Source organism: Vibrio sp. Vb1166, assembly GCF_033338695.1.
GTDB classification, from domain to species: Bacteria; Pseudomonadota; Gammaproteobacteria; order Enterobacterales; family Vibrionaceae; genus Vibrio; species Vibrio alginolyticus.
This window is the reverse complement of sequence record NZ_JAWOTE010000011.1, coordinates 74,356-97,249: the sequence shown is the minus strand read 5'-3', so window position 1 is coordinate 97,249 and position 22,894 is coordinate 74,356. Positions and strand designations below refer to the sequence as shown.

Here is a 22,894-nt window from a genome sequence, read left to right as displayed (position 1 = left end):
ATGGCTCTTAAAAAGTTTCTTGAAGACATCGAGCATCATTTTGAGCCTGGTGGCAAACACGAAAAATGGTTTGCCCTGTACGAAGCTGTAGCAACAGTTTTTTACACCCCAGGTATCGTAACAAATAAAAGCTCGCACGTTCGTGATAGCGTTGACCTAAAACGTATCATGATCATGGTTTGGTTTGCGGTATTCCCAGCAATGTTCTGGGGTATGTACAACGCAGGTGGCCAAGCTATTGCAGCACTTAACCACATGTACGCTGGTGACCAACTAGCGACAGTTATCGCAGGTAACTGGCACTACTGGCTAACAGAAATGCTTGGCGGCACTATCGGTGCGGAAGCGGGTGTTGGCAGTAAGATGCTACTAGGTGCGACTTACTTCCTGCCAATCTACGCAACAGTATTTATTGTTGGTGGCTTCTGGGAAGTGTTGTTCTGTATGGTGCGTAAACACGAAGTTAACGAAGGTTTCTTTGTAACTTCTATCTTATTCGCACTTATCGTTCCACCAACGCTACCTCTATGGCAAGCGGCACTAGGTATCACATTTGGTGTTGTTGTAGCAAAAGAGATCTTCGGTGGTACAGGTCGTAACTTCCTTAACCCTGCACTTGCAGGTCGTGCATTTCTATTCTTCGCTTACCCAGCGCAAATTTCGGGTGACGTAGTATGGACTGCAGCTGACGGCTTCTCTGGTGCAACTGCTCTTAGCCAATGGGCTCAAGGTGGTAACGGTGCTCTAGTTAACACAGTAACTGGCGCTCCTATCACTTGGATGGACGCGTTCATCGGTAACATCCCTGGCTCTATTGGTGAAGTATCGACTCTAGCTCTAATGATCGGTGCAGCGATGATCGTTTACATGCGAATCGCTTCATGGCGCATCATTGCGGGTGTGATGATCGGTATGATCGCAGTATCGACTCTGTTTAACGTGATCGGTTCTGACACTAATCCAATGTTTAATATGCCATGGCACTGGCACCTAGTTCTAGGTGGTTTTGCATTCGGTATGTTCTTCATGGCAACGGACCCAGTATCAGCGTCATTTACTAGCAAAGGTAAATGGTGGTACGGCATCCTGATTGGTGCAATGTGTGTGATGATCCGTGTAGTTAACCCAGCGTACCCAGAAGGTATGATGCTGGCGATTCTATTCGCGAACCTATTCGCACCTCTGTTCGACCATGTAGTGATTGAGAAGAACATCAAGCGGAGACTAGCACGCTATGGCAAGTAATAACGACAGCATTAAAAAGACGCTGGGTGTTGTTATCGGGTTGAGCCTTGTTTGTTCAATCATCGTATCAACAGCAGCAGTAGGTCTGCGTGATAAGCAAAAAGCTAACGCTGTCCTAGATAAGCAATCAAAGATCGTTGAAGTTGCAGGCATTGACGCAAACGGTAAGAAAGTACCAGAGCTATTTGCTGAGTACATCGAACCTCGTCTAGTAGACCTTGAAACAGGTAACTTTACTGAGGGTAATGCATCTACGTACGATCAACGTGAAGCATCAAAAGATGCAGAACGTTCAATCGCATTGACACCAGAAGAAGACGTAGCTGATATCCGTCGTCGCGCGAATACAGCAGTGGTGTACCTTGTAAAAGATCAAGATGAAGTCCAAAAAGTTATCCTGCCTATGCACGGTAAAGGACTATGGTCGATGATGTATGCCTTTGTAGCCGTTGAAACTGATGGTAACACTGTGTCTGCTATTACTTACTACGAGCAAGGTGAAACTCCTGGACTTGGTGGTGAAGTAGAGAACCCTTCATGGCGCGATCAATTCATTGGCAAGAAATTGTACAATGAAGATCACCAGCCAGCGATTAAGGTCGTGAAAGGCGGCGCACCGCAAGGTTCTGAGCACGGTGTTGATGGCCTATCAGGAGCGACGCTCACTAGTAATGGTGTTCAACACACATTTGACTTCTGGTTAGGTGATATGGGCTTTGGTCCTTTCCTAGCAAAAGTTCGTGACGGAGAACTTAACTAATGTCTAGTGCACAAAACGTTAAAAAGAGCATCCTAGCGCCAGTGTTGGATAACAACCCAATCGCGCTACAAGTTCTTGGTGTATGTTCTGCTCTTGCAGTAACAACTAAACTAGAAACAGCTTTTGTAATGACACTAGCGGTAACATTTGTAACTGCGTTGTCTAACTTCTCTGTTTCATTGATCCGTAACCACATTCCTAACAGTGTGCGTATCATCGTTCAGATGGCAATCATCGCATCGTTAGTAATCGTGGTAGACCAAGTGCTAAAAGCTTACCTATACGATATCTCTAAACAGCTATCTGTATTCGTTGGTCTGATTATCACTAACTGTATCGTAATGGGTCGTGCTGAAGCATTCGCAATGAAGTCTGCGCCAGTACCATCTCTTATTGACGGTATTGGTAACGGTCTAGGTTACGGCTTCGTTCTTATCACTGTAGGTTTCTTCCGTGAGCTATTTGGCTCAGGCAAACTATTTGGTCTAGAAGTTCTACCTCTAGTGAGCAACGGTGGTTGGTACCAGCCTAACGGCCTAATGCTACTAGCACCATCAGCATTCTTCCTAATCGGCTTCCTTATCTGGGTAATCCGTATTCTGAAACCAGAACAAGTAGAAGCGAAGGAGTAAGGACGTCATGGAACATTACATTAGTCTGTTAGTTAAATCGATTTTCATCGAAAACATGGCTCTGTCTTTCTTCCTAGGTATGTGTACTTTCCTTGCCGTATCTAAGAAGGTTAAGACCTCTTTCGGCCTAGGTGTTGCAGTTGTGGTAGTTCTGACTATCGCTGTTCCTGTGAACAACCTGGTATACAACCTAGTTCTGAGAGAGAACGCGTTAGTTGAGGGCGTGGATCTTAGCTTCCTAAACTTCATCACCTTTATCGGTGTAATTGCAGCACTTGTACAGATTCTAGAGATGGTCCTAGACCGTTTCTTCCCACCTTTGTACAACGCGCTAGGCATCTTCCTACCGCTGATCACAGTAAACTGTGCAATCTTCGGTGGTGTATCTTTCATGGTACAACGTGACTACAACTTTGCTGAATCGATCGTTTACGGTTTCGGCTCTGGTGTGGGCTGGATGCTAGCAATCGTTGCTCTTGCAGGTATCCGTGAGAAGATGAAGTACTCTGACGTACCTCCAGGTCTACGTGGTCTTGGTATCACATTTATCACTGTAGGTCTTATGGCGTTAGGCTTTATGTCTTTCTCTGGTGTTCAACTGTAAGTCGGGTAAACCGCAACAATTAAGGAATAGTCAATGGACATTATTCTTGGTGTAGTGATGTTTACTCTGATCGTACTAGCACTAGTACTAGTGATTCTTTTCGCTAAGTCTAAGCTTGTACCAACAGGTGACATTACAATTTCTGTGAACGATGACCCTTCTCTGGCGATCGTTACACAACCAGGTGGTAAGCTACTGAGTGCTCTAGCAGGTGCTGGCGTATTCGTATCTTCTGCTTGTGGTGGCGGTGGCTCATGTGGTCAGTGTCGCGTAAAAGTTAAATCAGGTGGTGGCGACATCCTACCAACCGAGCTTGACCATATTACTAAAGGTGAAGCGCGTGAAGGTGAGCGTCTAGCGTGTCAGGTTGCAATGAAAACTGACATGGATATCGAGCTTCCTGAAGAAATCTTCGGCGTTAAGAAGTGGGAATGTACTGTTATCTCTAACGATAACAAAGCGACATTCATCAAAGAGCTTAAGCTACAAATTCCAGATGGCGAATCAGTACCTTTCCGTGCTGGTGGTTACATCCAGATTGAAGCTCCTGCTCACCACGTGAAATACGCAGACTACGATATTCCTGAGGAATACCGTGAAGACTGGGAGAAGTTCAACCTTTTCCGTTACGAGTCTAAAGTTAATGAAGAGACCATTCGTGCATACTCTATGGCTAACTACCCAGAAGAGCACGGTATCATCATGCTTAACGTTCGTATCGCAACTCCGCCGCCGAACAACCCAGACGTACCACCAGGCATCATGTCTTCGTACATCTGGTCTCTAAAAGAAGGCGACAAGTGTACTATTTCTGGTCCATTTGGTGAGTTCTTTGCGAAAGATACAGATGCAGAAATGGTATTCGTTGGTGGTGGTGCTGGTATGGCTCCAATGCGCTCACACATCTTCGACCAACTTAAGCGTCTGCACTCTAAGCGTAAGATGTCTTTCTGGTACGGCGCACGTTCTAAGCGTGAAATGTTCTACGTAGAAGACTTCGATATGCTACAAGCTGAGAATGACAACTTCGTATGGCACTGTGCACTGTCTGATCCACTTCCAGAAGATAACTGGGATGGTTACACTGGCTTTATTCACAACGTTCTTTACGAGAACTACCTACGTGATCACGAAGCGCCAGAAGACTGTGAATACTACATGTGTGGTCCACCTATGATGAACGCTGCTGTAATCGGCATGCTAAAAGATCTAGGTGTAGAGGATGAAAACATCCTACTAGATGACTTCGGTGGTTAATTCCTCCAAGTGATTGAATCTATGGCTAGCTCTCCAAGAGAGCTAGCCATTATTTTTTATAGACATAAAACTGATACTCAACAGTTGATATAGGTAATCGGATTGAAAGGATTGATCCTATTTCCCATATCAATTCAACAACATTGGGAGTTAACAAGTGAAAAAGTGGCTTGTTGCATTTGCTTCTCTATTGATTTTGGCTGGCTGTGAGCAGCCTGCCGATCAAATTCATTTAAGTGGCCCTACCATGGGGACTTCTTACAACATCAAGTATATCGAGCAAGATGGTATTCCAACGCCAAAAGCGATGCAGACAGAAATTGATCGCTTATTGGAAGAGGTTAATGACCAAATGTCGACCTATCGTGACGACTCAGAGTTAAGTCGTTTTAATCAGCATCAAACGAGCGAGCCATTTACAGTTTCGACACAAACTGCAACGGTAGTGAAAGAAGCAATTCGCCTTAACGGTCTTACTTTAGGTGCATTGGATGTGACGGTCGGCCCTCTAGTTAACCTGTGGGGGTTTGGTCCAGAAGCTCGTCCAGATGTAGTTCCAACCGATGAAGAACTCGCTGCTCGCAAAGCAAATACCGGTATTCACCACCTATCTGTTGATGGTAATACACTGTCCAAAGACCTTCCTAACTTGTACGTCGACCTATCGACGATTGCGAAAGGTTGGGGGGTTGACGTGGTTGCTGACTACCTTCAATCTGAAGGGGTACAGAACTTTATGGTCGAAGTTGGCGGTGAAATGCGTCTCAAAGGTGTCAATCGTGAAGGTGTGCCTTGGCGTATCGCAATTGAAAAACCGACCGTTGATGAACGTTCAATTCAAGAAATTATTGAACCAGGCGACATGGCAATTGCAACAAGTGGTGACTATCGTAATTACTTTGAGAGTAATGGTGTGAGATACTCTCATATTATTAATCCACGAACAGGCAAACCAATTCATCATAAAGTGGTGTCTGTAACGGTATTAGATAAATCGTCGATGACTGCTGATGGTCTTGCAACTGGTCTTATGGTGCTAGGTGAAGACAAAGGCATGGCAATTGCGAACGAAAATAATATTCCTGTTTTCATGATTGTGAAAACGGAAGATGGTTTTAAAGAGTTGGCTTCGGAAGCATACAAGCCATTCATGAAGAAATAACAACAGAAGTGAGCATGTTTTTATGAATACATTTCTAATTACCTTTGCTGTGTTTGTCGCGGTAATCACTGCAATGGCTGTCGGATACATTTTCCAAAAGAAAGTCGTGAAAGGTAGCTGTGGTGGCTTAGGGGCAGTTGGCATCGAAAAAGTGTGTAATTGTCCAGAACCCTGCGATGCGCGTAAAAAACGTGAAGCGCGCGAGGCTGCGCGTGCTGAGAAATTGGCGGCGTGGGAAAAAGATAGAATTGCTTAGTATTGGTTAATCGTACTAAGAAAGTGATAAAGCTCAGCGTTCTGCTGAGCTTTATTTTTAGGCAGCTAACCAAAGCTCAGATGTCCGAGAAAGAGCCCAATACCGTGTTTTGTTGTTTCTTTCTCTCATGTTACAGAGCAAGACCACACTGATAGTCATTAGGACGAAGAAATGATTTGGTTACGTCCGTTCTCTTTGGCCATGTAAAGTCGCTCATCCGCCACTTTTATTTGTTGTTCCAGCTCCCCCTCGATGTTGCTTACACCAATACTCGCGGTCACAAGAATGTTTTTGTCCAAATAAGTTATTGGCGTTTTTTCTATGCGCTGTCTCATTTGTTCTAAGCGTGTTAGAAAGCCGTCATAGTCGCCACTGGCTTGAATACAAAACTCCTCGCCACCAAGCCTAGCGACAATATCATTTGGAAAATAGATTTTTAGAATATTCGCTATCATGACTAACACTGCATCGCCGCCCTCATGTCCGTGTGTATCATTTACTTGCTTAAAGAAATCGATATCAAGCATCGCGATGTTTCTTTGAGCGTTTTCTACATGGGGTTGCTCAAACAGAAAGCGGCGGTTCCATAAGCCCGTTAGCGCATCTTGATTTGCCATTTTAAACAGTTCAGATGTTGCGTCTTTGATATCTAACAGTTGGTGAATACGGCAAAAAAATTCTTCTTGATTAAATGGCTTGTATAAAAAGTCATTGGCCCCTGCTTTTAGAAACCTAGCCGTCATGGTCTTAGAGTTACTACCCGACAAGCCGAGAATGGCTAATTGATTTTTATCCCACTTCCGACGTAATTCACGCACCATAGTAATGCCATCTTTAACGGGCATATCATGGTCGGTTAAAACGAGAGTGATATCTGGATTTTGCTCGACAAGCTCTAGGGCTTTTTGCCCATTGTCAGCTTCCAACGTCTGAATATATTGATGCTCCAAAAGTTGGGCAATGTGTCTTCTTACGGTGTGTGAATCATCAACGACTAAACATTTGTGTTGTTGATTGTTGGTTAGTCGCTTGAGGAGTGGTAATAGATAGGAAACGGACGCCATGCTGTCTTTCAAAATATAGTCGAGGACGCCTTTTGCAAGCATCTTTTCGCGAGTGTCTTCTTGAAATCGAGCCGTTAAAACAATGACACGATGACCATGTTCCAAAACGAGGTCAATAATCTCGCCATCTTGAGCATCCGGTAAACAATAGTCTAAAACCGCACAGAAGAGGTCCTGTGCTGAAGATAACAAGTTCTTTGCCTCCGCGTAGCTTTCCGCTGCGATGACCTCATAACCAGCTTGGCTTATTGTTTGGCAAAGAAAGTTTTTAAATGCACGACTATCTTCAACAACCAGAATCTTATTACTCAAGCGCAGTCCCCAAAATTAATTGTTTAAAATCAATGATAACTAAAATTAAACTTATCGCCATCAAAAAACACATGTCAACCAAAAGTAGAACAACTACTCAAATGTTTGACACGCATCCGTTAACATCACATCATTATTCCTGTCTTAGTTATATAATTATGTTTAGCTAACGTAGGGAGAAAGTAGTATGGAAATGCATCAACATGGTATGGCTGAGCTATTTCAACAACTGGGCCTCGGTAGCTCTCCTCAAGAAATGAAAGATTTTATTAATCAACATCGACACAAAAGAGATTCTGCGCCTTTACATGAAGCTAGCTTTTGGACGATGTCACAGGCGAACTTTCTAAAACAAGCCATCGAAGAAGATGCAGATTGGGCCGAATTAGTCGATCAATTGGACGTAATGCTTCGAGATTGACGTTCGCTTAAACACGCCCATTTCTCTTCAGGTAGATTTGATTTATACTGTTTTTTTGAACAGTGCTTTGATGGCTATGTCAGATCGAATTAGAAAAATTATTCATGTCGATATGGATTGTTTTTATGCTGCCGTAGAGATGAGAGATAACCCCAGTTACCGTGGCATTGCACTCGCTGTTGGCGGACATGAAAAGCAGCGTGGAGTGATTAGCACCTGTAATTATGATGCGCGTAAATATGGTGTTCGCAGTGCAATGTCAACGGCGCGCGCGCTGCAACTCTGTCCTCATTTGTTGGTTGTGCCCGGTAGAATGCATGTATATAAGCAAGTCTCTCAGCAGATTCGTGCTATTTTTGAGCGTTATACGCCTATCATTGAACCTCTCTCATTGGATGAAGCATACCTCGATGTCACGGACTCGACAGCTTGCCGTGGCTCCGCTACGTTGATCGCAGAGTCAATTCGCCGCGATATCTGGAGTGAACTTGGGTTGACGGCATCGGCGGGCATTGCTCCGATAAAGTTTCTTGCCAAGGTCGCGTCAGACATGAACAAGCCCAACGGTCAGTTTGTGATTCCGCCAGAGAAAGTCCAAGAGGTTATCGATAGTCTTCCGCTAGAGAACATTCCTGGTGTGGGGAAGGTGAGTCTTGAGAAGCTCCACCAAGCCGGTTTTTATCGATGTGAGGACATTAAAAACAGTGACTATCGAGAGTTGTTGAGGCAGTTTGGTCGTCAGGGTGCCTCCTTATGGCAGCGAAGCCATGGAATTGATAATCGAGAAGTCGTTGTTGAGCGCGAGAGAAAGTCCGTCGGTGTGGAAAGGACATTCAGCCAGAACATCGCAACCTATGATGAATGTTGGCAAGTGATTGAGGAGAAACTTTATCCTGAACTCGAGAAACGTTTAGAGCGTGCAAGCCCAGATAAGTCGATTATTAAACAAGGTATTAAAGTCAAATTTGCCGACTTTCAACTGACAACAATTGAGCACATCCATCCGCAATTAGAGCTTGAGGACTTCAAGATCTTGCTAAGAGATATTCTTAAACGCCAAAATGGACGGGAAATTCGCCTTTTAGGCTTAAACGTGATGCTCAAGCCCGAAGACCAAGCGCGTCAATTGAGCTTTTTTTAGGCCCTTACCGTTTCTACCTGCGTTAATACCTGCTCAAAACTTACGTTTGCCATTGCACCATAACCTGCTAGCTTTGAGGCTTTTAGCTGGCTAATCAAAGGAGTGCTGATTCCGCACAAGAAGCGAGCAACGGCATCATTACTGATGGCCGATGGGGAAAGCTGAATAAACTCCTGCGCCCATATCGATACTTGAGATTGTTCAATATCTTCAGGTTCTGGTGCTGTGAATGTGGCGACGTGACCACGACACACGGAGCAGTGACCACATTGCTTTGGTGCATCGTGATCCGCAAAGTAGTTCGCCAATTGTGAGCTCAAACAGTGCTCGGACTGGAACAAGTGCAGCATGGTGTGGATTCTTTCGATATCTTTGCTTTCTTTGGATTGGAACAGTTCAGACAGTTGTTGGATTAAAACATCCGAGCTCTGTTTGGTTGGCATAACTGAGTACACGTCCGTCAGTTGTTTGCTCTCTAGTTCTATCCAGCCGTTCTGGTGAAAATAGTCGAGCGCTGCGACAACTCGGCTGCGTTCCGATTGATAGTTCATCCATAGCGCTTCTAGATCAACTTGGCACCACACTTTGGCTTTTTGTGAGCAGGAAAAAATAGCCTCCACAAATTGACGTCGCTCGCCTTGAAATTGATTCACAATAAATTGCTGATCGTGCAAAAACTTAAACCGATATTCCGCAAAGTAACTGTACTTTGCTTCAATGACGTTATGTAGCTCCAAATAAACCAACAAGGTTTTGAGTGGCAATTGGCGGATATTACTTTCACGCGACAAACGCAGTGGCACTACCTCCCATTGTGGAGCATGTTCTTTCGCTTGCTCGACTACATAGTTAATTGACGTAAATTCTGGTGTGTCACCATAGACAAAATTCTCCAACACCGTTAAGCCGGACGTATTGCCTAGCAGAATGCACTCCGAGCGTTGCCCGTCCCTGCCTGCACGTCCAATCTCTTGTGCGTAGTTCTCGATTGATTTGGGTAAGTCGAAGTGAATGACGCGTCGAATATCAGATTTATCGACCCCCATACCAAATGCAATCGTTGCAACAATACAGTCAATTTGGCCATCCATGAACTGCTGTTGGATTTGTTCACGAACGTCGCTTTTCATGCCAGCGTGGTATGCGTGAGCGTTAATGCCAATATGGATTAATGACTTTGCTACTCGTTCTGCTGTTTGCTGCTGCGTCACGTATACGATGGTCGGAAGCTTAGGTGAAGAGGCGATGATCTCACTGAGCTGTTCTTGTTTCTTTGTTTCCTCACACGGGATGACCGAGATATCCAGATTAGAGCGGTAGAAGCCTGTAACGGTAATATGTTCACTGGCAATATCGAACTTTTTTTGCATGTCTTCAATAACTGCAGGCGTTGCCGTTGCGGTGAGAAGTAAAGACTGTGGGATGTTCAGTTCACGTTGATATTGCGGTAGTTTGAGATAATCTGGACGAAAGTTATGCCCCCATTCGGAAATACAGTGCGCTTCATCAATGACCATCAAAGAAATCGGTACTTGGCGAATGAATTCACGAAAACGCTCATTTTTTAGTCGCTCAACAGAAATCATCAAGATTTTGATTTGTCCATTCTTCACGCCAGCCATGACCTTTTGTGCTTCTTCTCTACTTTGACTGCTATCGATAGAAGCGGCAGCGATTCCTTTACTTTGTAAAAAGCTCAGTTGATCCTTCATTAACGCCAACAACGGAGAGATCACCAACGTAAGGTTGGGTAATATGGTTGCAGGTAGTTGATAACAGAGTGACTTCCCCGAGCCTGTAGGAAAGATTGCCGCAGCAGAGTAACCATTCATAACGGCTTCAATAACGGGTTGCTGACCTTGGCGTAATGAGTCAAAACCAAATACAGATTGAAGTGTTTGATGCAGCGAGTCACTTTGCATAATAGGGAAACCTTTCTTTGATGGTAAACTTGGCTACATTAACACACCCCGAATACTAAACGCGCGTCCTAAAAGTATGAACAAAGCTGACTTAGTCCAAATTATCATCCAACATCTGGAAGAAAAACTTCAAGTTGCCCATGCATCGGCTCAGCGAGCGATCGATGCCGCGACAGATGAAGAAACTGTTCCCGAGCATAAGTACGATACGTTAGCACTTGAAGCCGCGTATCTTGCTCATGGACAAGCCATGCGAATCCAAGAGAGTGAAGAGGAATTACGTCAATATCGTTCTTTAGTGACTCGCGACTTTAAGAATGCGCCTGTTGGTGTTGGTGCTTACGTTGTTCTCGAAGATGAGAATTTGATCGAAAAGCACTTCTTTGTAGGCCCTTGCTCTGGTGGTTTGACTGTTCAATATCAGGCTCAGGAAGTCTTTGTCTTAACAGCTAAATCTCCTCTGGGTCGAGCGTTGTTCGGAAAAGAAGAAGGTGATGAGGTTGACGTGAAAATAGGAGATAAAACAACTTGTTACGAAGTCGTGACGGTTTGCTGACATCTCATGTATCACTCAGTGTTATGTTTAACACGAGTAATGTTAAATAAAAGAGAATGACATGAAAAAGCTTTTTACACTCTCATTGCTGATGGTCAGTGCTACTGGTTATGCAGCGCAGTGTCGTGTGGACATCAATAATGAAGTCCGTATGGATGGGCAAAGCTTGGAAATTCGCCAAACGACAGGTGATAAAGCTGTCGTGGATGAAGATAACAATCTATTCATCAAAGGTGAGTTAATTGAACTCAATGCCGACCAAAAAGCGGCAATTGAAGACTATCGCGAAAAAATGAACGCGTATATTCCACAAGCAAAGCAGTTGGCGAGTGATGGTTTAGCGCTTGCAAATGACATCATCGATGATGTCGCGGAAAGCCTAGACGCACCTGGCGCGTTTGATAACGTCAAAGTCGCAGTACAGGACTTTTTCGCTGATGTTGAATCACGTTACTACAAAGATGGCGATTTCATTCTACCAGCGGAAAGTTTTGAGTCCATGACACAAGGGTGGACTGAAGACTTTGCAAAAGCACAAGAGATCTTCAATAAAGAGTTTTTAGCGAGTTCGTTGGATGCTTTATCGAAAAAAATGAAGGAAGAGGGGGGAATAAACCTCACTGCATTATCGGAGAGTATGGCTGAACTCAGCGCGAAAGTAGAAGAGCGTTTAGCTGAGCATTCGAAAGAGGTAGAGCAACAAGCAGAAGACTTGTGTAACTCGTTGGATGACATGGCAGGGCAAGAAGACGATTTGTTGAAGAAAATCCCTGAGCTAAAAGATTACCGAGTATTTACGATTTAATTACTCATTAAAAAGTAAAAACTCGATGAGATAAAGAAAGAGAGCACTATTGTGCTCTCTTTGCGTTTTACTCGCTTGTTCTTTGGTTGCTTATTGCGCGTTCATCTCGGTGAGCTTATCGCCGACAGGTTTTGAGAAGTTAAAACCATCATGCTGATCCCAGTTGATAGACCATGTCATTACTCCTGCATAATTCGGGTAATTGAACGCTGGCTTAACGGTGCCACATGAAGTGCCTTTGGTTAAACAATCTAGTGCGCTGATAATATTCTGTGTCGGAGCCTGCCCTGAATTTGCCGAGCTAGGACCTGAAGGTAAACCGATTGCGACTTGATCATCACGTAGTGGTGCAAACTGAGTGCCGTCGGCCAATTCAAAGCCTTCGATAAGCATTTTAGATTGCGCTACCATCATATCCACAGAGCCTTCTGGTGCACTGCTTGGCAAGTATGGGTTTGGCAAACCACCGTTGTTATATAACTGGACGTGAAGCAAGTCGAGCGTGCTGCGTGTCTCGTTAATCACAGGGATGTACGCCCCCCAAATACCGCTGTAAGCCACATAACCACCTTGAACATAAGGGTGCTCAGGCGCCATGGTTAGGTACATATCTCCACCCATGTTTTGCTCTATTTGAAGCAAAGCACGACCAAGGCGAGCTTGAATTTGCGAGCCATGAACTAAGTTAGAACCACTCTCTAAATCCACATCTAGACCATCAAAGCCCCACTCAGCGATAAGACCTGTTAGGCTAGAGACAAAGTTGGCTTCATCTTGGTCGGTATTCAGCGTAATCGTGCCTTCTGCGCCGCCAAGAGAGAGAACAAACTTCTTACCTTTAGCTTGAAGCGCTGCCATGTCCTGCTTGAATTGTGTTGGATCGAGTGCTGGACAATCGCTGTAAATATCGCCTGAATATAGATTAAAGTGCACGGTGCCATCACTGTTGCGATCATTTTCAGCAAAGGCAATATCAATCACATCCCAAGCATCTGCCATATCTGCTAGACGAATTGGACAGCCCGCTCCATTTACAAAATTGTGCCAGTAACCGATGAGTTTATGGTGTTTATCTACTTGTTCAACCACCGTTATTGCTGCGGCGTCAGACAATGCATTGCTTCCTGACAAATCCACAGCTTGGGCGCTAACTGTAAAGTTACCAAGTGCAGTTGGTGTCCAGTTGGCTGTGTAAGGTGCCGTGGTATCGGTTGCAACAATAGAGCCGTTGATCATGAAATCAACGTGTTTAATGCCTGAAGTTAAAGACGTTGCATCGGCGCTTAATGCGAGGCTTTTGCCTAATCCGGTGGTCTGACCGCTGCTTGGTGAAGTTAGAGAGACGACCAAATCTTTATCGCTGACTTCCACACCAACCAGGGACTCTGACGTGTTGTTATCATTATCGGTTGCGACGGCTTTAAGCTGGTTAGCGCCAATAAGTGTGGCGTTCCAAGTAACGGAATATGGCGCTTGAGTGGTGACCCCTAAGCTGGTGTTGTTCGCAAAAAACTCAACTTGCGTGACTGTGCCATCAGCATCGCTTGCGTTTGCCGTGATTTCGTTATTGCTGCCAGCGAGCACGACTTGTCCATCCGTTGGTGCCGTAATGGTAACTTGCGGTGGTGTCGAACAAGCACCTAGGCCACTCCAAGCATCTTGCCAGTATAGCCCTTCACCAGGCTCGTAAGCCCATGTCGCATCCGAGGAGCACCAACCAGCAACATCACAACGATATTTTTGGTTGAAGTGAGAAACCAGGTCGCCAGCTTGATAACTTGTGCCTGCCACATAAGGTACTGCATCTGCACATCCGCCCGTTCCGGTTTCTGAATTACTAATAACCAGCGCTACTTCTTGGCTCATCGTTGCGAGGTTTGTATCATCAGTCGCTTGTGCTTTGAACGAGTATGTACCTGGACTAGCGGTCCATTGATATTCGTAAGGTGCGCTAGTATCAATGGCGACAGATTGATTGTTTACGAAGAACTCAACTTGTGTGACCACACCATCAATATCGTCAGCTTGAGCGGCTACGGTTAGGTTATCGCCTACATTAAGCACTTCTGTGCCTACTGGGCTTGTCAATGAAATGCTTGGTGGCGGTAATTCGACTTGTGGTTGAACTTGGATAGAAATCGTCGTGGTGCTAACAGCTCCCTCATTATCTGTCGCAATTGCGGTCAATTGCGAGATCCCTTCAATAGCTGTCCAAGAAGCTTCGAATGGTGCTTGAGTTACCACAGCAACGGTTTGGTTGCCTGCAACAAACTCAATTTGTGTGATTTGGCCATCTTCGTCAGCTGCGTTGGCTAACAAAGTGATCGCACTGCCTTCGGGAATTTGTGCGTTGTTTATTGGAGAGGAGAACGACACCGTTGGTGATAAATTGTTGCTTCCACCATCACATTGCCCTAACGCTTTCCATGCTTCCCAAGATCCTGAGTTGGTCACGGGGTCATTGCCTTGCGTCCAATATGCAGCCTCATAAGCGGCTCCTTGCGTTTTTACTAAAGCGCCCGATGTATAAGTCGCAGTGCTGTCCCAGTCGGGTAGACTTTGACAGTTATAGGCTTGAGCTTGGTAGCTGGCGCTGAGTGCTACAACCATCGCTCCGTGAAGTAGGGTGACCTTCATTTTCCTCTCCTTGAATCATGGGTATAAATGAGAACAGAGTAATAACTAGCTGATAAATAGACATTAGGGGGAAAAAGCGAAGCACAATATTCTGCTTTTCGACACAGTATCACGAGGAACAGTTCGTCCCTTACACCAGAGCTCATTATTTTTCGGCTCACTTCACGGCAGAAGGATTGGTAAAATTCAGCCACGTAAAACGAGCAACAGTCGCGAGGCTTTTGAGTGATGAATATGAGATGTACGTTAAAATTTACAAGCTGAATGACTACAAATTGTTTCAACTGTCGAGGATTTAACCGAGGTGCTCTTGTTGAATAGTGGATATTGCTATAGTGTACTAGTTAGCTAGTTCAATGATATTTTTGTGTGAGTAGTATGACACAGCAAACCTCTTCTCAGCCTCGCGAGCATTTTGGCTCTCGTCTCGGGTTCATCTTAGCTGCCGCAGGTGCCGCGGTTGGCCTTGGCAATATTTGGGGCTTCCCAACTCAAGCAGCCAGTAATGGTGGCGGTGCTTTCCTGTTAGTTTATTTGGTGATGATTCTTATCGTCGCATTTCCGATGCTGGTGGTTGAAATGGCGATTGGTCGCCATGGTCAAGCCAACCCTGTAGACAGTATGCGTGCAATCACTGATAACCCTACCGGTAAAAAGCTCGGCGGCATTGTGGGTTGGATTGGTTTAAGCGTACCAAGCGCTGTCTTAGCGTTTTATTCAATTGTTGGTGGTTGGTTGATCTGCTTTTTACTGGGTGCAATCACAGATCTAATGGGGTTAGAAGCTGCAACTCAATGGCTAAAGGGCTTTAGTGTTGAACGTAACTTGTTCGGAACCATTACTTTTTATGTACTGACGATTCTCATCGTACAAGGTGGCGTAAAACAAGGTATTGAGAAGTGGTCCACACGTTTGATGCCAGCATTGTTTGTTTTGTTTGCTCTGCTATTTGCTTACATCATGACGCAAAACGGTGCGATGGAAGGTCTGAAACATTACCTAGTGCCGGATTTCGAAAAGGTATGGGACCGCAAGTTGATTCTTGCCGCAATGGGGCAGGGCTTCTTCTCGCTTACGATCGGTGGCTGTTCAATGCTGATTTATGGCTCTTACTTGAGTAAGAAAGAGAACCTACCAAAGATGGCGATGAACGTGACCATGGTAGATACTGCCGTTGCTTTCATTGCAGGGTTAGTGGTGATGCCAGCGATGTTTGTAGCAATGCAAAAGGGCGTTCAAATCTATGCAGAAGATGGCTCTCTATTAAGCTCTGATACGTTGGTATTTACCGTATTGCCATTGATGTTTGATAGCTTAGGTTTGCTTGGTCAATTGTTCTCTATTGTGTTCTTCTTATTACTGACGATTGCGGCGCTAACGTCCTCCATTTCAATGTTAGAGTGTCCAGTGGCTTTAGTGAGTGAGCGCTTCAATACTAAGCGCAGCGCAACGAGCTGGGTTTTAGGTGGTCTCATTGCCTTATTCAGTGTGGTGATTGTTTATAACTTTGGCGCTCTGTTTGGTATGGTCGCGACGGTTGCTACTCAATATCTACAACCAACCGCTGCGCTCTTATTCTGCTTATTTGGTGGTTGGGTATGGAATCGCAACTCAAAAATCAAAGAGCTTGAGCAAGGTTGCCCGGAGTTTACGCAAGGTTGGTTTGGTAAGTTATGGCCTGCGTATGTGAAGTTTGTATGTCCAATTCTTGTGGCGACAGTCATCTGGGCTTCATTTGGCTAACCGAGACGCCTATCGAATAAAAGAAAAGGGCTTGATGGTAACTCATCAAGCCCTTTTTCATATTGGTTATTCTCGTTTCGGTTATCCGCCAAGAATGGTGTTGATTAACGGAATTGTCCTGCTTCTGGAAGAAAGTCAAAACCAGCAGAAGCCAGTTTTGTCTCCAGTGCTGTGCGCTCGATATCGAAGAAAGCCACCAGTTTGTCCAGATCACCTCCGAAGTCATCGCGTAGCTTCATATTCACAATGCTCATCAGCATGACAGGGTCCATGGATTCAAAGTTCGCTAGATTCATTACTTATCCTCAAAATCTGAAATCAGTAGGTTTGCCGCAGCAAATGCCGCTTTTTCACGCACTTCTTTAGGCAGAGACTCATCCGCCGCAACATCGTTCAGTGCTTTAACTGCACATGAAATTGCTTGGGGAATATAAGCTTGATCGCCACTACCAATCTGAGCATAAAGCTCACGAACCAGTTCACAACAGCCGTATACTTGCATGTTTTCTTTCCACTAAATGATAACTTATCTCAATATACACACAGCGGATTTGAAACTCAAAGTACAGAGTTGTTTTGGCTCAAGTTGAAGGTTTGCTTGAGCGAGATTTAATCACTGCATTTGTGCTTCTAACTGCTGAGTGACTTCTGGTGAAAGTTGAAGTTGTTTCGCTAGTTCTTGCAGATACGCTTTTTCCATAAAGTTTTGTTCATCAGCGACGATCAAAGACGCCAGGTAAATTTCTGACGCTTGTTGAGGAGAGGTCGCCTGATTAGCAATTTCAGCAGGATCAAGCGGTTTGTTTAACTCTTGCTGAACGAGGTGACGAACGTGCTCATCTGCGCCCATATCCGCGAGAGCTTGTTCAATGCGCGCCATTTCCTCTTCATCAACGTGACCATCAGCTTTTGCAGCTCCAATCATTGCTTTTAAAATTAAGACACTGTGTTTACTGTCATCGGGGTCAAAGGTTTCTTGAACACCTTGACCGGATTGCTTGGCTTGCCAGTCGTTATACACTTTGTAGGCCAAGGCTCCAAGCGCAGCTGCGCCACCGACTTTTAATGCGCTTGACCCTATTTTTTTAGTCATTTTTTTACTTTTCTTTGAGCCCATCAGCATACCGATGAGGCCTCCGCCTACAGCACCTGCTCCTAGCGTTTTTAGGCTACTTGAATTTGATGAGGATTTGATGTTGTTGGTTTGTTTGCCCAATGCATCTGCACCTTGCTTAAGTAAGTCTGATTTGAGTGCTTGGTTTAGAAGACTTTTTAAATCCATAACTGACCTCCTTTAGATGATGAAATCAGTTTAATAGCAAGAAGCTGAACCAAAGATTAACAAAGTGAATAGTTCGAAAAAGGTCGAGGGAGGGCGTTGAGCTGTAATAAAAAAGGGCTGACCGAAGCCAACCCTTTTTAACTATTTGAAACTACTTCAAATGCGAACTCGTCGAGTGCTTACTTTAGTTGAGCTTTTACGTGCTCAACAATGTCAGTCATTGCGACTGCTGTTTTCTCACCAGTAGCACGGTTCTTGTATTCGAAGTTGCCTTCTTTCATTGAGCGGTCACCGATAATAATGGTATGCGGTACACCAATAAGCTCCATGTCAGAGAACATTACGCCTGGGCGTTCTTTTCGGTCGTCAAATAGCACTTCGATGCCCATTGCCGTTAGCTCAGCGTACAATTTCTCAGCGGCTTCTTTCACTTCTTCTGACTTGTGCATGTTCATTGGAACGATCGCTACCTGGAATGGTGCGATTGCATCTGGCCAGATGATGCCGTATTTGTCGTGGTTTTGTTCAATAGCAGCCGCTACTACGCGAGTGATACCGATACCGTAACAACCCATTTCTAGGATGACGTTCTTACCATCAGGACCCAGTACACCACAGTTCATCGCTGCGGAGTAAGCGTTACCTAGTTGGAAGATATGGCCAACTTCGATACCACGCTTAAGCTGGATAATGCCCTTGCCACATGGGCTTGGGTCACCTTCCACAACGTTACGTAGGTCTTCAACTTGGCCAAGCTCTACATCACGACCCCAGTTAATACCGAAGTAGTGTTTGCCATCGATGTTCGCGCCCGCACCGAAGTCGCTCATTACCGCAACGCTGCGGTCAACAATGAACGGCAGTTTAAGGCCAACAGGGCCTAGTGAACCAGGGCCTGCACCGATAAGCGCACGAATTTCTTCTTCAGATGCCATTTCCAGTGGAGCTGCAACCTGAGGAAGGGTTTCTGCTTTCACTTCGTTCAGTTCATGATCACCACGAATAATAAGCGCGATGATTGGCGCATCAACTTCGTCAGATGCTTTCACAAACAGTGTTTTCACTGTTTTTTCAATTGGTAGTTCGAACTGCTCAACCAATTCAGCGATTGTTTTCGCGTTTGGCGTATCAACCAACGTCATTTCTTGTGTTGGTGCCGCAGCCTCAGAGGCTGGAGCTAGTGCTTCTGCTTTTTCAATGTTTGCCGCGTAATCTGACTCGCTAGAAAATGCGATGATATCTTCGCCGCTTTCAGCCAGTACGTGGAACTCTTGAGAGCCGCTACCACCGATAGCACCGCTATCTGCAAGTACAGGACGGTAATCCAGACCCATGCGATCGAATGCTTTACAGTAAGCATCGTGCATTGCGTCGTATGACTTTTGTAGTCCGTCTTTATCAATGTCAAAGCTGTATGCATCCATCATTGAGAATTCACGTGAACGCATTACGCCAAAACGTGGGCGTCGTTCGTCACGAAATTTAGTTTGGATTTGGTACAGGTTTAGCGGAAGCTGTTTGTAAGAGCTCACTTCATTGCGAACAAGGCTAGTGATCACTTCTTCAGCGGTTGGGCTAAGTACAAACGGACGAACATGACGGTCAGTAAAGCGAAGTAGCTCAGGGCCCATCTTTTCGCTGCGGCCTGTCTCTTCCCATAGTTCAAACGGCTGAACAACGGGCATCAAAGTTTCGACTGCGCCTGCATTGTCGATTTCTTGACGAACGATGTTTTCGACTTTACGCAGTACACGTAGACCAGTAGGTAGCCAGGTGTATAAACCTGAAGCCAGCTTACGGATCATACCTGCACGTAGCATGAGCTGGTGGCTCACTACTTCTGCGTCGTTTGGAGTCTCCTTCAGAGTAGAAAGAAGATAATTACTGGTACGCATTAAATTTATCCGTTTATTTAAGTTAGATACTCAAGCTTGAATAAGCAGGAGTATGGGAGTTCCCGAAAGGGAAATTTGTTAGCCGTCTATAATATCAGCCAATTGCGTTTGTCAAAAGCTTTCAATAGCGGTAACCGTTATTAAGTTGCTTGTTGCTGTGAACTTTACGTTCAAGTCGAACAAATTTACCGCATATTCTTTGTCGTCCGGCTTGTTTTTCTTATATGCAGGGCGAGGATCTTGTGCCAGAACTTGTTCAATGACTGATCTTACATAGTCAGTATCGGATCGATTTTCTATCGTTGCTAATGCTTGAGCAGAAAAGGTGACTTGTGACTTTTCTGGCTCTTGGTCTGCGTATCCGCCTTGTGCTTCCGAAATAGAATCCGAATAGGGGATATAAGGCTTAATATCCACAATCGGTGTCCCATCCACGAGATCTACACTGCCTAAATCAAGATAGATATGATCGCCTTGCTTAGTGACTCCTTTCACTTCAACGGCTGACATTCCGATTCCGTTTGGACGGAAAGTCGAGCGCGAGGCAAAGACACCAATTCGTTCATTGCCGCCTAATCGTGGCGGACGTACAGTTGGTTTCCAACCAGCTTCCAGATTCTGATCAAATAGAAACAACAACCAAACGTGAGAGAACTGTTCTAGCCCACGCACTGCTTCAGGGCTATTTGCTGCACCTAACAGTTTTACGCGTGCTTTAGCCTCTGGTACTAAGCGTGGTTGGCGCGGAACTGCAAACTTTTCTTTGTACGGTGTCTCAATGACGCCGATGGGTTCGATGGAATACATGGTGGACATCTCTAAGAATTCATTGAGATGAAAAGTATCACAAATTTCTCTTGCTTTTCTTGTTGATAATGATTATTAATTAAAATGTTATAACATAACAATTTAATTGAAAGGAAAAGTATTATGAAACCAGGAATCCACCCTGAATATCGTCCTGTGGTGTTCCACGACACCAGTGCAGATAAGTACTTTGTCGTTGGTTCTACGTTGAAAACGGAGAGAACCATCGAATGGAAAGATGGCAAAACTTACCCTTACTTTACGTTAGATGTGTCGTCAGCTTCTCACCCGTACTACACCGGTAAACAGCGCGTTGTACAAACCGAAGGTCGCATTGCGAACTTCAACCGTCGTTTTGGTCAATTTAAGAGCGAAAAGGAATAAATCATGAAGGTAGTAAAATCATTAAAAAGTGCAAAAAGTCGTCATCCGGATTGCCAGATTGTAAAACGGAGAGGGCGTCTTTATGTCATTTGTAAAACGAACCCGAGATTCAAAGCTGTGCAAAAGTAATCAGCCTGCATATATCTAACTTATGGTTTTGTTTAATTGATAATGTTGAGTTAATTATCTTACATGGATGAAATATCTACATTTTTATTCAATGTTGGTTATAAATTCCTCCGTTCGTCACAGTTTGTAACATTTAGGGCTTTTATTTGACCTTCTACTCAAGTACCCTTCGCACGCTTTTTGACATTTTTGTCACATTTGCATAGGAATAAAAACAAGGAGGGAACAGATGAGTTCATCTGATTCAATTAAGCAAAACTCGCCTAAGAAGCCGCTGTTTACGCGCTTTTTGGATACTGTCGAATATTTGGGGAACTTATTACCCCACCCGATCACACTATTTGCCATTTTCTGTTTAGCCATTCTGGTGATGTCGGGTATTGCAGGATACTTCGAAGTTTCCGTAGTTGATCCTCGTCCTGAGGGTGCAAAAGGTCGTGCCGCGGATGGCATGATTCATGTCGTTAGCTTGCTTAACGCTGATGGCCTTGAACTAATCGTTACCAATCTAGTGAAAAACTTTGTCGGCTTTGCACCTTTGGGTACGGTATTGGTTGCGATGTTGGGTGTTGCTATTGCTGAATACTCAGGCTTGCTATCTGCAGCAATGCGTGGCTTAGTCATGGGTGCATCACAACGCATGGTAACAGTGACGGTCGTTTTCGCGGGTATCATTTCAAATACGGCATCAGAGCTTGGCTATGTGGTACTTATTCCACTGGCTGCAATGCTGTTCCATTCTTTAGGTCGTCACCCACTTGCCGGTCTTGCTGCGGCGTTCGCTGGTGTATCTGGTGGTTACTCAGCAAACCTACTTATTGGTACGGTTGACCCGCTGTTGTCAGGCATTACTGAAACGGCGGCGCAAATGATTGACCCAACTTACACTGTTGGTCCAGAAGTTAACTGGTACTTCATGTTTGTGTCGACATTCTTCATTGCAATCACAGGTGCGTTTGTTACTGAAAAAATTGTTGAGCCAAAGCTTGGCAAATACAGTGAAGAAGAAGCCTCAGAAGATTTGTCGAACGACAAAATGGGTGGCTTAACAGACATTGAGAAGAAAGGCCTAAAACTAGCAGGTGTTGCTGTACTGGTTGTTTCAGCGCTGCTTGCTTGGACGGTTGTTCCAGAAGACGGCATTCTACGTTCTGATGCAGGTACAATTGCAGGTTCACCATTCCTGAAAAGTATCGTGGCATTCATCTTTGTGTTCTTTGCTATTCCAGGCTTTGTGTTTGGTAAAGTTGTTGGCACGATGAAGACGGATCGCGATGTAATTGATGCAATGGCGAAATCTATGTCTTCTATGGGCATGTACATTGTATTAGTTTTCTTTGCGGCTCAGTTCGTTGCTTTCTTTAAATGGACTAACTTCGGTCAGGTATTCGCGGTTGCTGGCGCTAGCTTCCTGCAAGAAATTGGCTTAACTGGCCCAATGTTGTTCTTTGCCTTCATCCTGATGTGTGGATTTATCAACCTAATGATTGGTTCGGCATCGGCACAGTGGGCAGTAACGGCTCCGATTTTTGTTCCTATGTTGATGCTTGTTGGTTATGCACCGGAAACGATTCAGGCTGCTTACCGAATTGGTGACTCGACGACAAACATCATTACTCCAATGATGAGCTACTTTGGTTTGATTCTTGCCGTAGCGACTCGTTACATGAAGAACTTAGGTATCGGTACGCTGATCGCGACCATGCTACCTTACTCAATCTGCTTCATTGTAGGTTGGAGTGTGCTGTTCTACCTATGGGTATTCGTATTTGGTTTACCAGTAGGCCCTGGCGCAGCAACATACTACACACCGTAGAAAACGGTTACCTCACACAGCTCCATTATAAAAAGCCTGCGAACGTCGCAGGCTTTTTTATCGA

At 44.8% G+C, this 22,894-nt stretch carries 23 protein-coding genes; 15 read left to right on the top strand and 8 right to left on the bottom strand.

Annotated elements, in window-relative coordinates; all coding sequences use genetic code 11:
- The 7 genes from R7E51_RS13160 (at window position 1) to nqrM (ending at window position 5,916) form a co-directional block, all read left to right on the top strand.
- Entirely contained in the window at window positions 1-1,245 is a 1,245-nt protein-coding gene (locus R7E51_RS13160) for an NADH:ubiquinone reductase (Na(+)-transporting) subunit B (protein ID WP_005380265.1), read from the top strand.
- Entirely contained in the window at window positions 1,235-2,005 is a 771-nt protein-coding gene (locus tag R7E51_RS13155; protein ID WP_005380267.1) for a Na(+)-translocating NADH-quinone reductase subunit C, read from the top strand. Before R7E51_RS13160 ends, R7E51_RS13155 begins: the two co-directional genes overlap by 11 nt.
- Window positions 2,005-2,637: an NADH:ubiquinone reductase (Na(+)-transporting) subunit D gene (locus R7E51_RS13150; RefSeq protein ID WP_005380269.1), complete on the top strand. Its 633-nt coding sequence runs from the start codon at window positions 2,005-2,007 to the stop codon at window positions 2,635-2,637. Before R7E51_RS13155 ends, R7E51_RS13150 begins: the two co-directional genes overlap by 1 nt.
- A gap of 7 nt (window positions 2,638-2,644) precedes the next feature.
- Window positions 2,645-3,241 (top strand): NADH:ubiquinone reductase (Na(+)-transporting) subunit E, encoded by a 597-nt coding sequence (nqrE, locus tag R7E51_RS13145; RefSeq protein WP_005380270.1) that lies wholly within the window; start codon window positions 2,645-2,647, stop codon window positions 3,239-3,241.
- Window positions 3,242-3,274: 33 nt separating this feature from the next.
- Window positions 3,275-4,498: an NADH:ubiquinone reductase (Na(+)-transporting) subunit F gene (gene nqrF, locus R7E51_RS13140; RefSeq protein ID WP_005380271.1), complete on the top strand. Its 1,224-nt coding sequence runs from the start codon at window positions 3,275-3,277 to the stop codon at window positions 4,496-4,498.
- Window positions 4,499-4,655: 157 nt separating this feature from the next.
- Window positions 4,656-5,660 (top strand): FAD:protein FMN transferase, encoded by a 1,005-nt coding sequence (locus R7E51_RS13135; RefSeq protein WP_005380272.1) that lies wholly within the window; start codon window positions 4,656-4,658, stop codon window positions 5,658-5,660.
- A 22-nt stretch (window positions 5,661-5,682) separates the two neighbouring features.
- Window positions 5,683-5,916: a (Na+)-NQR maturation NqrM gene (gene nqrM, locus R7E51_RS13130; RefSeq protein WP_005380273.1), complete on the top strand. Its 234-nt coding sequence runs from the start codon at window positions 5,683-5,685 to the stop codon at window positions 5,914-5,916.
- 158 nt (window positions 5,917-6,074) lie between these two features.
- Here the strand turns inward: nqrM and R7E51_RS13125 are convergent, their stop codons facing one another.
- A complete protein-coding gene (locus R7E51_RS13125) occupies window positions 6,075-7,292 on the bottom strand; it encodes a response regulator (RefSeq protein WP_005380276.1) in 1,218 nt (405 codons plus the stop codon).
- A gap of 187 nt (window positions 7,293-7,479) precedes the next feature.
- Here R7E51_RS13125 and R7E51_RS13120 point away from each other — a divergent pair, with 187 nt between their 5' ends.
- Both R7E51_RS13120 and dinB read left to right on the top strand, forming a co-directional pair.
- Window positions 7,480-7,713 (top strand): DUF2789 domain-containing protein, encoded by a 234-nt coding sequence (locus tag R7E51_RS13120; protein WP_005380277.1) that lies wholly within the window; start codon window positions 7,480-7,482, stop codon window positions 7,711-7,713.
- Window positions 7,714-7,789: 76 nt separating this feature from the next.
- Window positions 7,790-8,854 (top strand): DNA polymerase IV, encoded by a 1,065-nt coding sequence (gene dinB, locus R7E51_RS13115; RefSeq protein WP_025768236.1) that lies wholly within the window; start codon window positions 7,790-7,792, stop codon window positions 8,852-8,854.
- Here dinB and R7E51_RS13110 read toward each other — a convergent pair.
- Window positions 8,851-10,776, bottom strand: a complete 1,926-nt coding sequence (locus R7E51_RS13110) for a RecQ family ATP-dependent DNA helicase (protein ID WP_206957679.1) — start codon at window positions 10,774-10,776, stop codon at window positions 8,851-8,853. The two genes, dinB and R7E51_RS13110, sit on opposite strands and share 4 nt — an antisense overlap.
- Before the next feature lie 76 nt (window positions 10,777-10,852).
- Between R7E51_RS13110 and R7E51_RS13105 the strand changes: the two genes are divergently transcribed.
- Together R7E51_RS13105 and R7E51_RS13100 are read left to right on the top strand one after the other, a co-directional pair.
- Window positions 10,853-11,332 carry a GreA/GreB family elongation factor gene (locus R7E51_RS13105; protein ID WP_206957677.1) on the top strand — a complete coding sequence of 160 codons (480 nt, stop codon included), beginning with the start codon at window positions 10,853-10,855 and terminating at the stop codon, window positions 11,330-11,332.
- 61 nt (window positions 11,333-11,393) lie between these two features.
- Window positions 11,394-12,137, top strand: a complete 744-nt coding sequence (locus tag R7E51_RS13100) for a YggN family protein (protein WP_206957675.1) — start codon at window positions 11,394-11,396, stop codon at window positions 12,135-12,137.
- A gap of 90 nt (window positions 12,138-12,227) precedes the next feature.
- Here the strand turns inward: R7E51_RS13100 and R7E51_RS13095 are convergent, their stop codons facing one another.
- Window positions 12,228-14,774 (bottom strand): Ig-like domain-containing protein, encoded by a 2,547-nt coding sequence (locus R7E51_RS13095; RefSeq protein ID WP_206957674.1) that lies wholly within the window; start codon window positions 14,772-14,774, stop codon window positions 12,228-12,230.
- Between the two features lie 378 nt (window positions 14,775-15,152).
- Here R7E51_RS13095 and R7E51_RS13090 point away from each other — a divergent pair, with 378 nt between their 5' ends.
- On the top strand, window positions 15,153-16,517 hold the full coding sequence (locus R7E51_RS13090) for a sodium-dependent transporter (protein ID WP_033905531.1): 1,365 nt from the start codon (window positions 15,153-15,155) through the stop codon (window positions 16,515-16,517).
- Between the two features lie 104 nt (window positions 16,518-16,621).
- Here R7E51_RS13090 and R7E51_RS13085 read toward each other — a convergent pair whose 3' ends face one another.
- The 5 genes from R7E51_RS13085 to tsaA form a co-directional block, all read right to left on the bottom strand.
- Window positions 16,622-16,813, bottom strand: a complete 192-nt coding sequence (locus tag R7E51_RS13085; protein WP_005380289.1) for a DUF4250 domain-containing protein — start codon at window positions 16,811-16,813, stop codon at window positions 16,622-16,624.
- Window positions 16,813-17,019, bottom strand: coding sequence for a YaeP family protein (locus tag R7E51_RS13080; protein ID WP_005391765.1), 207 nt, complete (start codon window positions 17,017-17,019; stop codon window positions 16,813-16,815). The genes R7E51_RS13085 and R7E51_RS13080 overlap by 1 nt, the downstream gene beginning before the upstream one ends.
- Before the next feature lie 111 nt (window positions 17,020-17,130).
- Window positions 17,131-17,799: a tellurite resistance TerB family protein gene (locus tag R7E51_RS13075; protein WP_005380291.1), complete on the bottom strand. Its 669-nt coding sequence runs from the start codon at window positions 17,797-17,799 to the stop codon at window positions 17,131-17,133.
- A 179-nt stretch (window positions 17,800-17,978) separates the two neighbouring features.
- On the bottom strand, window positions 17,979-19,694 hold the full coding sequence (locus R7E51_RS13070; protein WP_206957673.1) for a proline--tRNA ligase: 1,716 nt from the start codon (window positions 19,692-19,694) through the stop codon (window positions 17,979-17,981).
- Between the two features lie 111 nt (window positions 19,695-19,805).
- Entirely contained in the window at window positions 19,806-20,501 is a 696-nt protein-coding gene (gene tsaA, locus R7E51_RS13065; RefSeq protein ID WP_206957672.1) for a tRNA (N6-threonylcarbamoyladenosine(37)-N6)-methyltransferase TrmO, read from the bottom strand.
- A 123-nt stretch (window positions 20,502-20,624) separates the two neighbouring features.
- Between tsaA and R7E51_RS13060 the strand changes: the two genes are divergently transcribed.
- The 3 genes from R7E51_RS13060 to R7E51_RS13050 all read left to right on the top strand — a co-directional run bounded on the left by R7E51_RS13060 (window position 20,625) and on the right by R7E51_RS13050 (window position 22,830).
- Complete coding sequence (locus R7E51_RS13060) at window positions 20,625-20,885, top strand: type B 50S ribosomal protein L31 (RefSeq protein ID WP_206957671.1); 261 nt, start codon at window positions 20,625-20,627, stop codon at window positions 20,883-20,885.
- 3 nt (window positions 20,886-20,888) lie between these two features.
- The gene (ykgO, locus tag R7E51_RS13055; RefSeq protein WP_005380299.1) at window positions 20,889-21,014 is read left to right on the top strand and encodes a type B 50S ribosomal protein L36; all 126 of its coding nucleotides are present in this window, start codon (window positions 20,889-20,891) and stop codon (window positions 21,012-21,014) included.
- 229 nt (window positions 21,015-21,243) lie between these two features.
- Window positions 21,244-22,830: an AbgT family transporter gene (locus R7E51_RS13050; protein ID WP_005380301.1), complete on the top strand. Its 1,587-nt coding sequence runs from the start codon at window positions 21,244-21,246 to the stop codon at window positions 22,828-22,830.
- Window positions 22,831-22,894: the final 64 nt, after the last annotated feature.

What these genes read in the sequence shown, in the direction of transcription:
- nqrF (WP_005380271.1), top strand. Translation starts at nt 3,275, where the DNA reads ATGGACATTATTCTTGGTGTAGTGATGTTTACTCTGATCGTACTAGCA.
- R7E51_RS13050 (WP_005380301.1), top strand. Translation starts at nt 21,244, where the DNA reads ATGAGTTCATCTGATTCAATTAAGCAAAACTCGCCTAAGAAGCCGCTG.
- R7E51_RS13155 (WP_005380267.1), top strand. Translation starts at nt 1,235, where the DNA reads ATGGCAAGTAATAACGACAGCATTAAAAAGACGCTGGGTGTTGTTATC.
- nqrE (WP_005380270.1), top strand. Translation starts at nt 2,645, where the DNA reads ATGGAACATTACATTAGTCTGTTAGTTAAATCGATTTTCATCGAAAAC.
- ykgO (WP_005380299.1), top strand. Translation starts at nt 20,889, where the DNA reads ATGAAGGTAGTAAAATCATTAAAAAGTGCAAAAAGTCGTCATCCGGAT.
- nqrM (WP_005380273.1), top strand. Translation starts at nt 5,683, where the DNA reads ATGAATACATTTCTAATTACCTTTGCTGTGTTTGTCGCGGTAATCACT.
- R7E51_RS13090 (WP_033905531.1), top strand. Translation starts at nt 15,153, where the DNA reads ATGACACAGCAAACCTCTTCTCAGCCTCGCGAGCATTTTGGCTCTCGT.
- R7E51_RS13110 (WP_206957679.1), bottom strand. Translation starts at nt 10,776, where the DNA reads ATGCAAAGTGACTCGCTGCATCAAACACTTCAATCTGTATTTGGTTTT.
- R7E51_RS13080 (WP_005391765.1), bottom strand. Translation starts at nt 17,019, where the DNA reads ATGCAAGTATACGGCTGTTGTGAACTGGTTCGTGAGCTTTATGCTCAG.
- R7E51_RS13095 (WP_206957674.1), bottom strand. Translation starts at nt 14,774, where the DNA reads ATGAAGGTCACCCTACTTCACGGAGCGATGGTTGTAGCACTCAGCGCC.
- R7E51_RS13085 (WP_005380289.1), bottom strand. Translation starts at nt 16,813, where the DNA reads ATGAATCTAGCGAACTTTGAATCCATGGACCCTGTCATGCTGATGAGC.
- tsaA (WP_206957672.1), bottom strand. Translation starts at nt 20,501, where the DNA reads ATGTATTCCATCGAACCCATCGGCGTCATTGAGACACCGTACAAAGAA.
- dinB (WP_025768236.1), top strand. Translation starts at nt 7,790, where the DNA reads ATGTCAGATCGAATTAGAAAAATTATTCATGTCGATATGGATTGTTTT.
- R7E51_RS13150 (WP_005380269.1), top strand. Translation starts at nt 2,005, where the DNA reads ATGTCTAGTGCACAAAACGTTAAAAAGAGCATCCTAGCGCCAGTGTTG.
- R7E51_RS13060 (WP_206957671.1), top strand. Translation starts at nt 20,625, where the DNA reads ATGAAACCAGGAATCCACCCTGAATATCGTCCTGTGGTGTTCCACGAC.
- R7E51_RS13160 (WP_005380265.1), top strand. Translation starts at nt 1, where the DNA reads ATGGCTCTTAAAAAGTTTCTTGAAGACATCGAGCATCATTTTGAGCCT.
- R7E51_RS13070 (WP_206957673.1), bottom strand. Translation starts at nt 19,694, where the DNA reads ATGCGTACCAGTAATTATCTTCTTTCTACTCTGAAGGAGACTCCAAAC.
- R7E51_RS13075 (WP_005380291.1), bottom strand. Translation starts at nt 17,799, where the DNA reads ATGGATTTAAAAAGTCTTCTAAACCAAGCACTCAAATCAGACTTACTT.
- R7E51_RS13105 (WP_206957677.1), top strand. Translation starts at nt 10,853, where the DNA reads ATGAACAAAGCTGACTTAGTCCAAATTATCATCCAACATCTGGAAGAA.
- R7E51_RS13100 (WP_206957675.1), top strand. Translation starts at nt 11,394, where the DNA reads ATGAAAAAGCTTTTTACACTCTCATTGCTGATGGTCAGTGCTACTGGT.
- R7E51_RS13120 (WP_005380277.1), top strand. Translation starts at nt 7,480, where the DNA reads ATGGAAATGCATCAACATGGTATGGCTGAGCTATTTCAACAACTGGGC.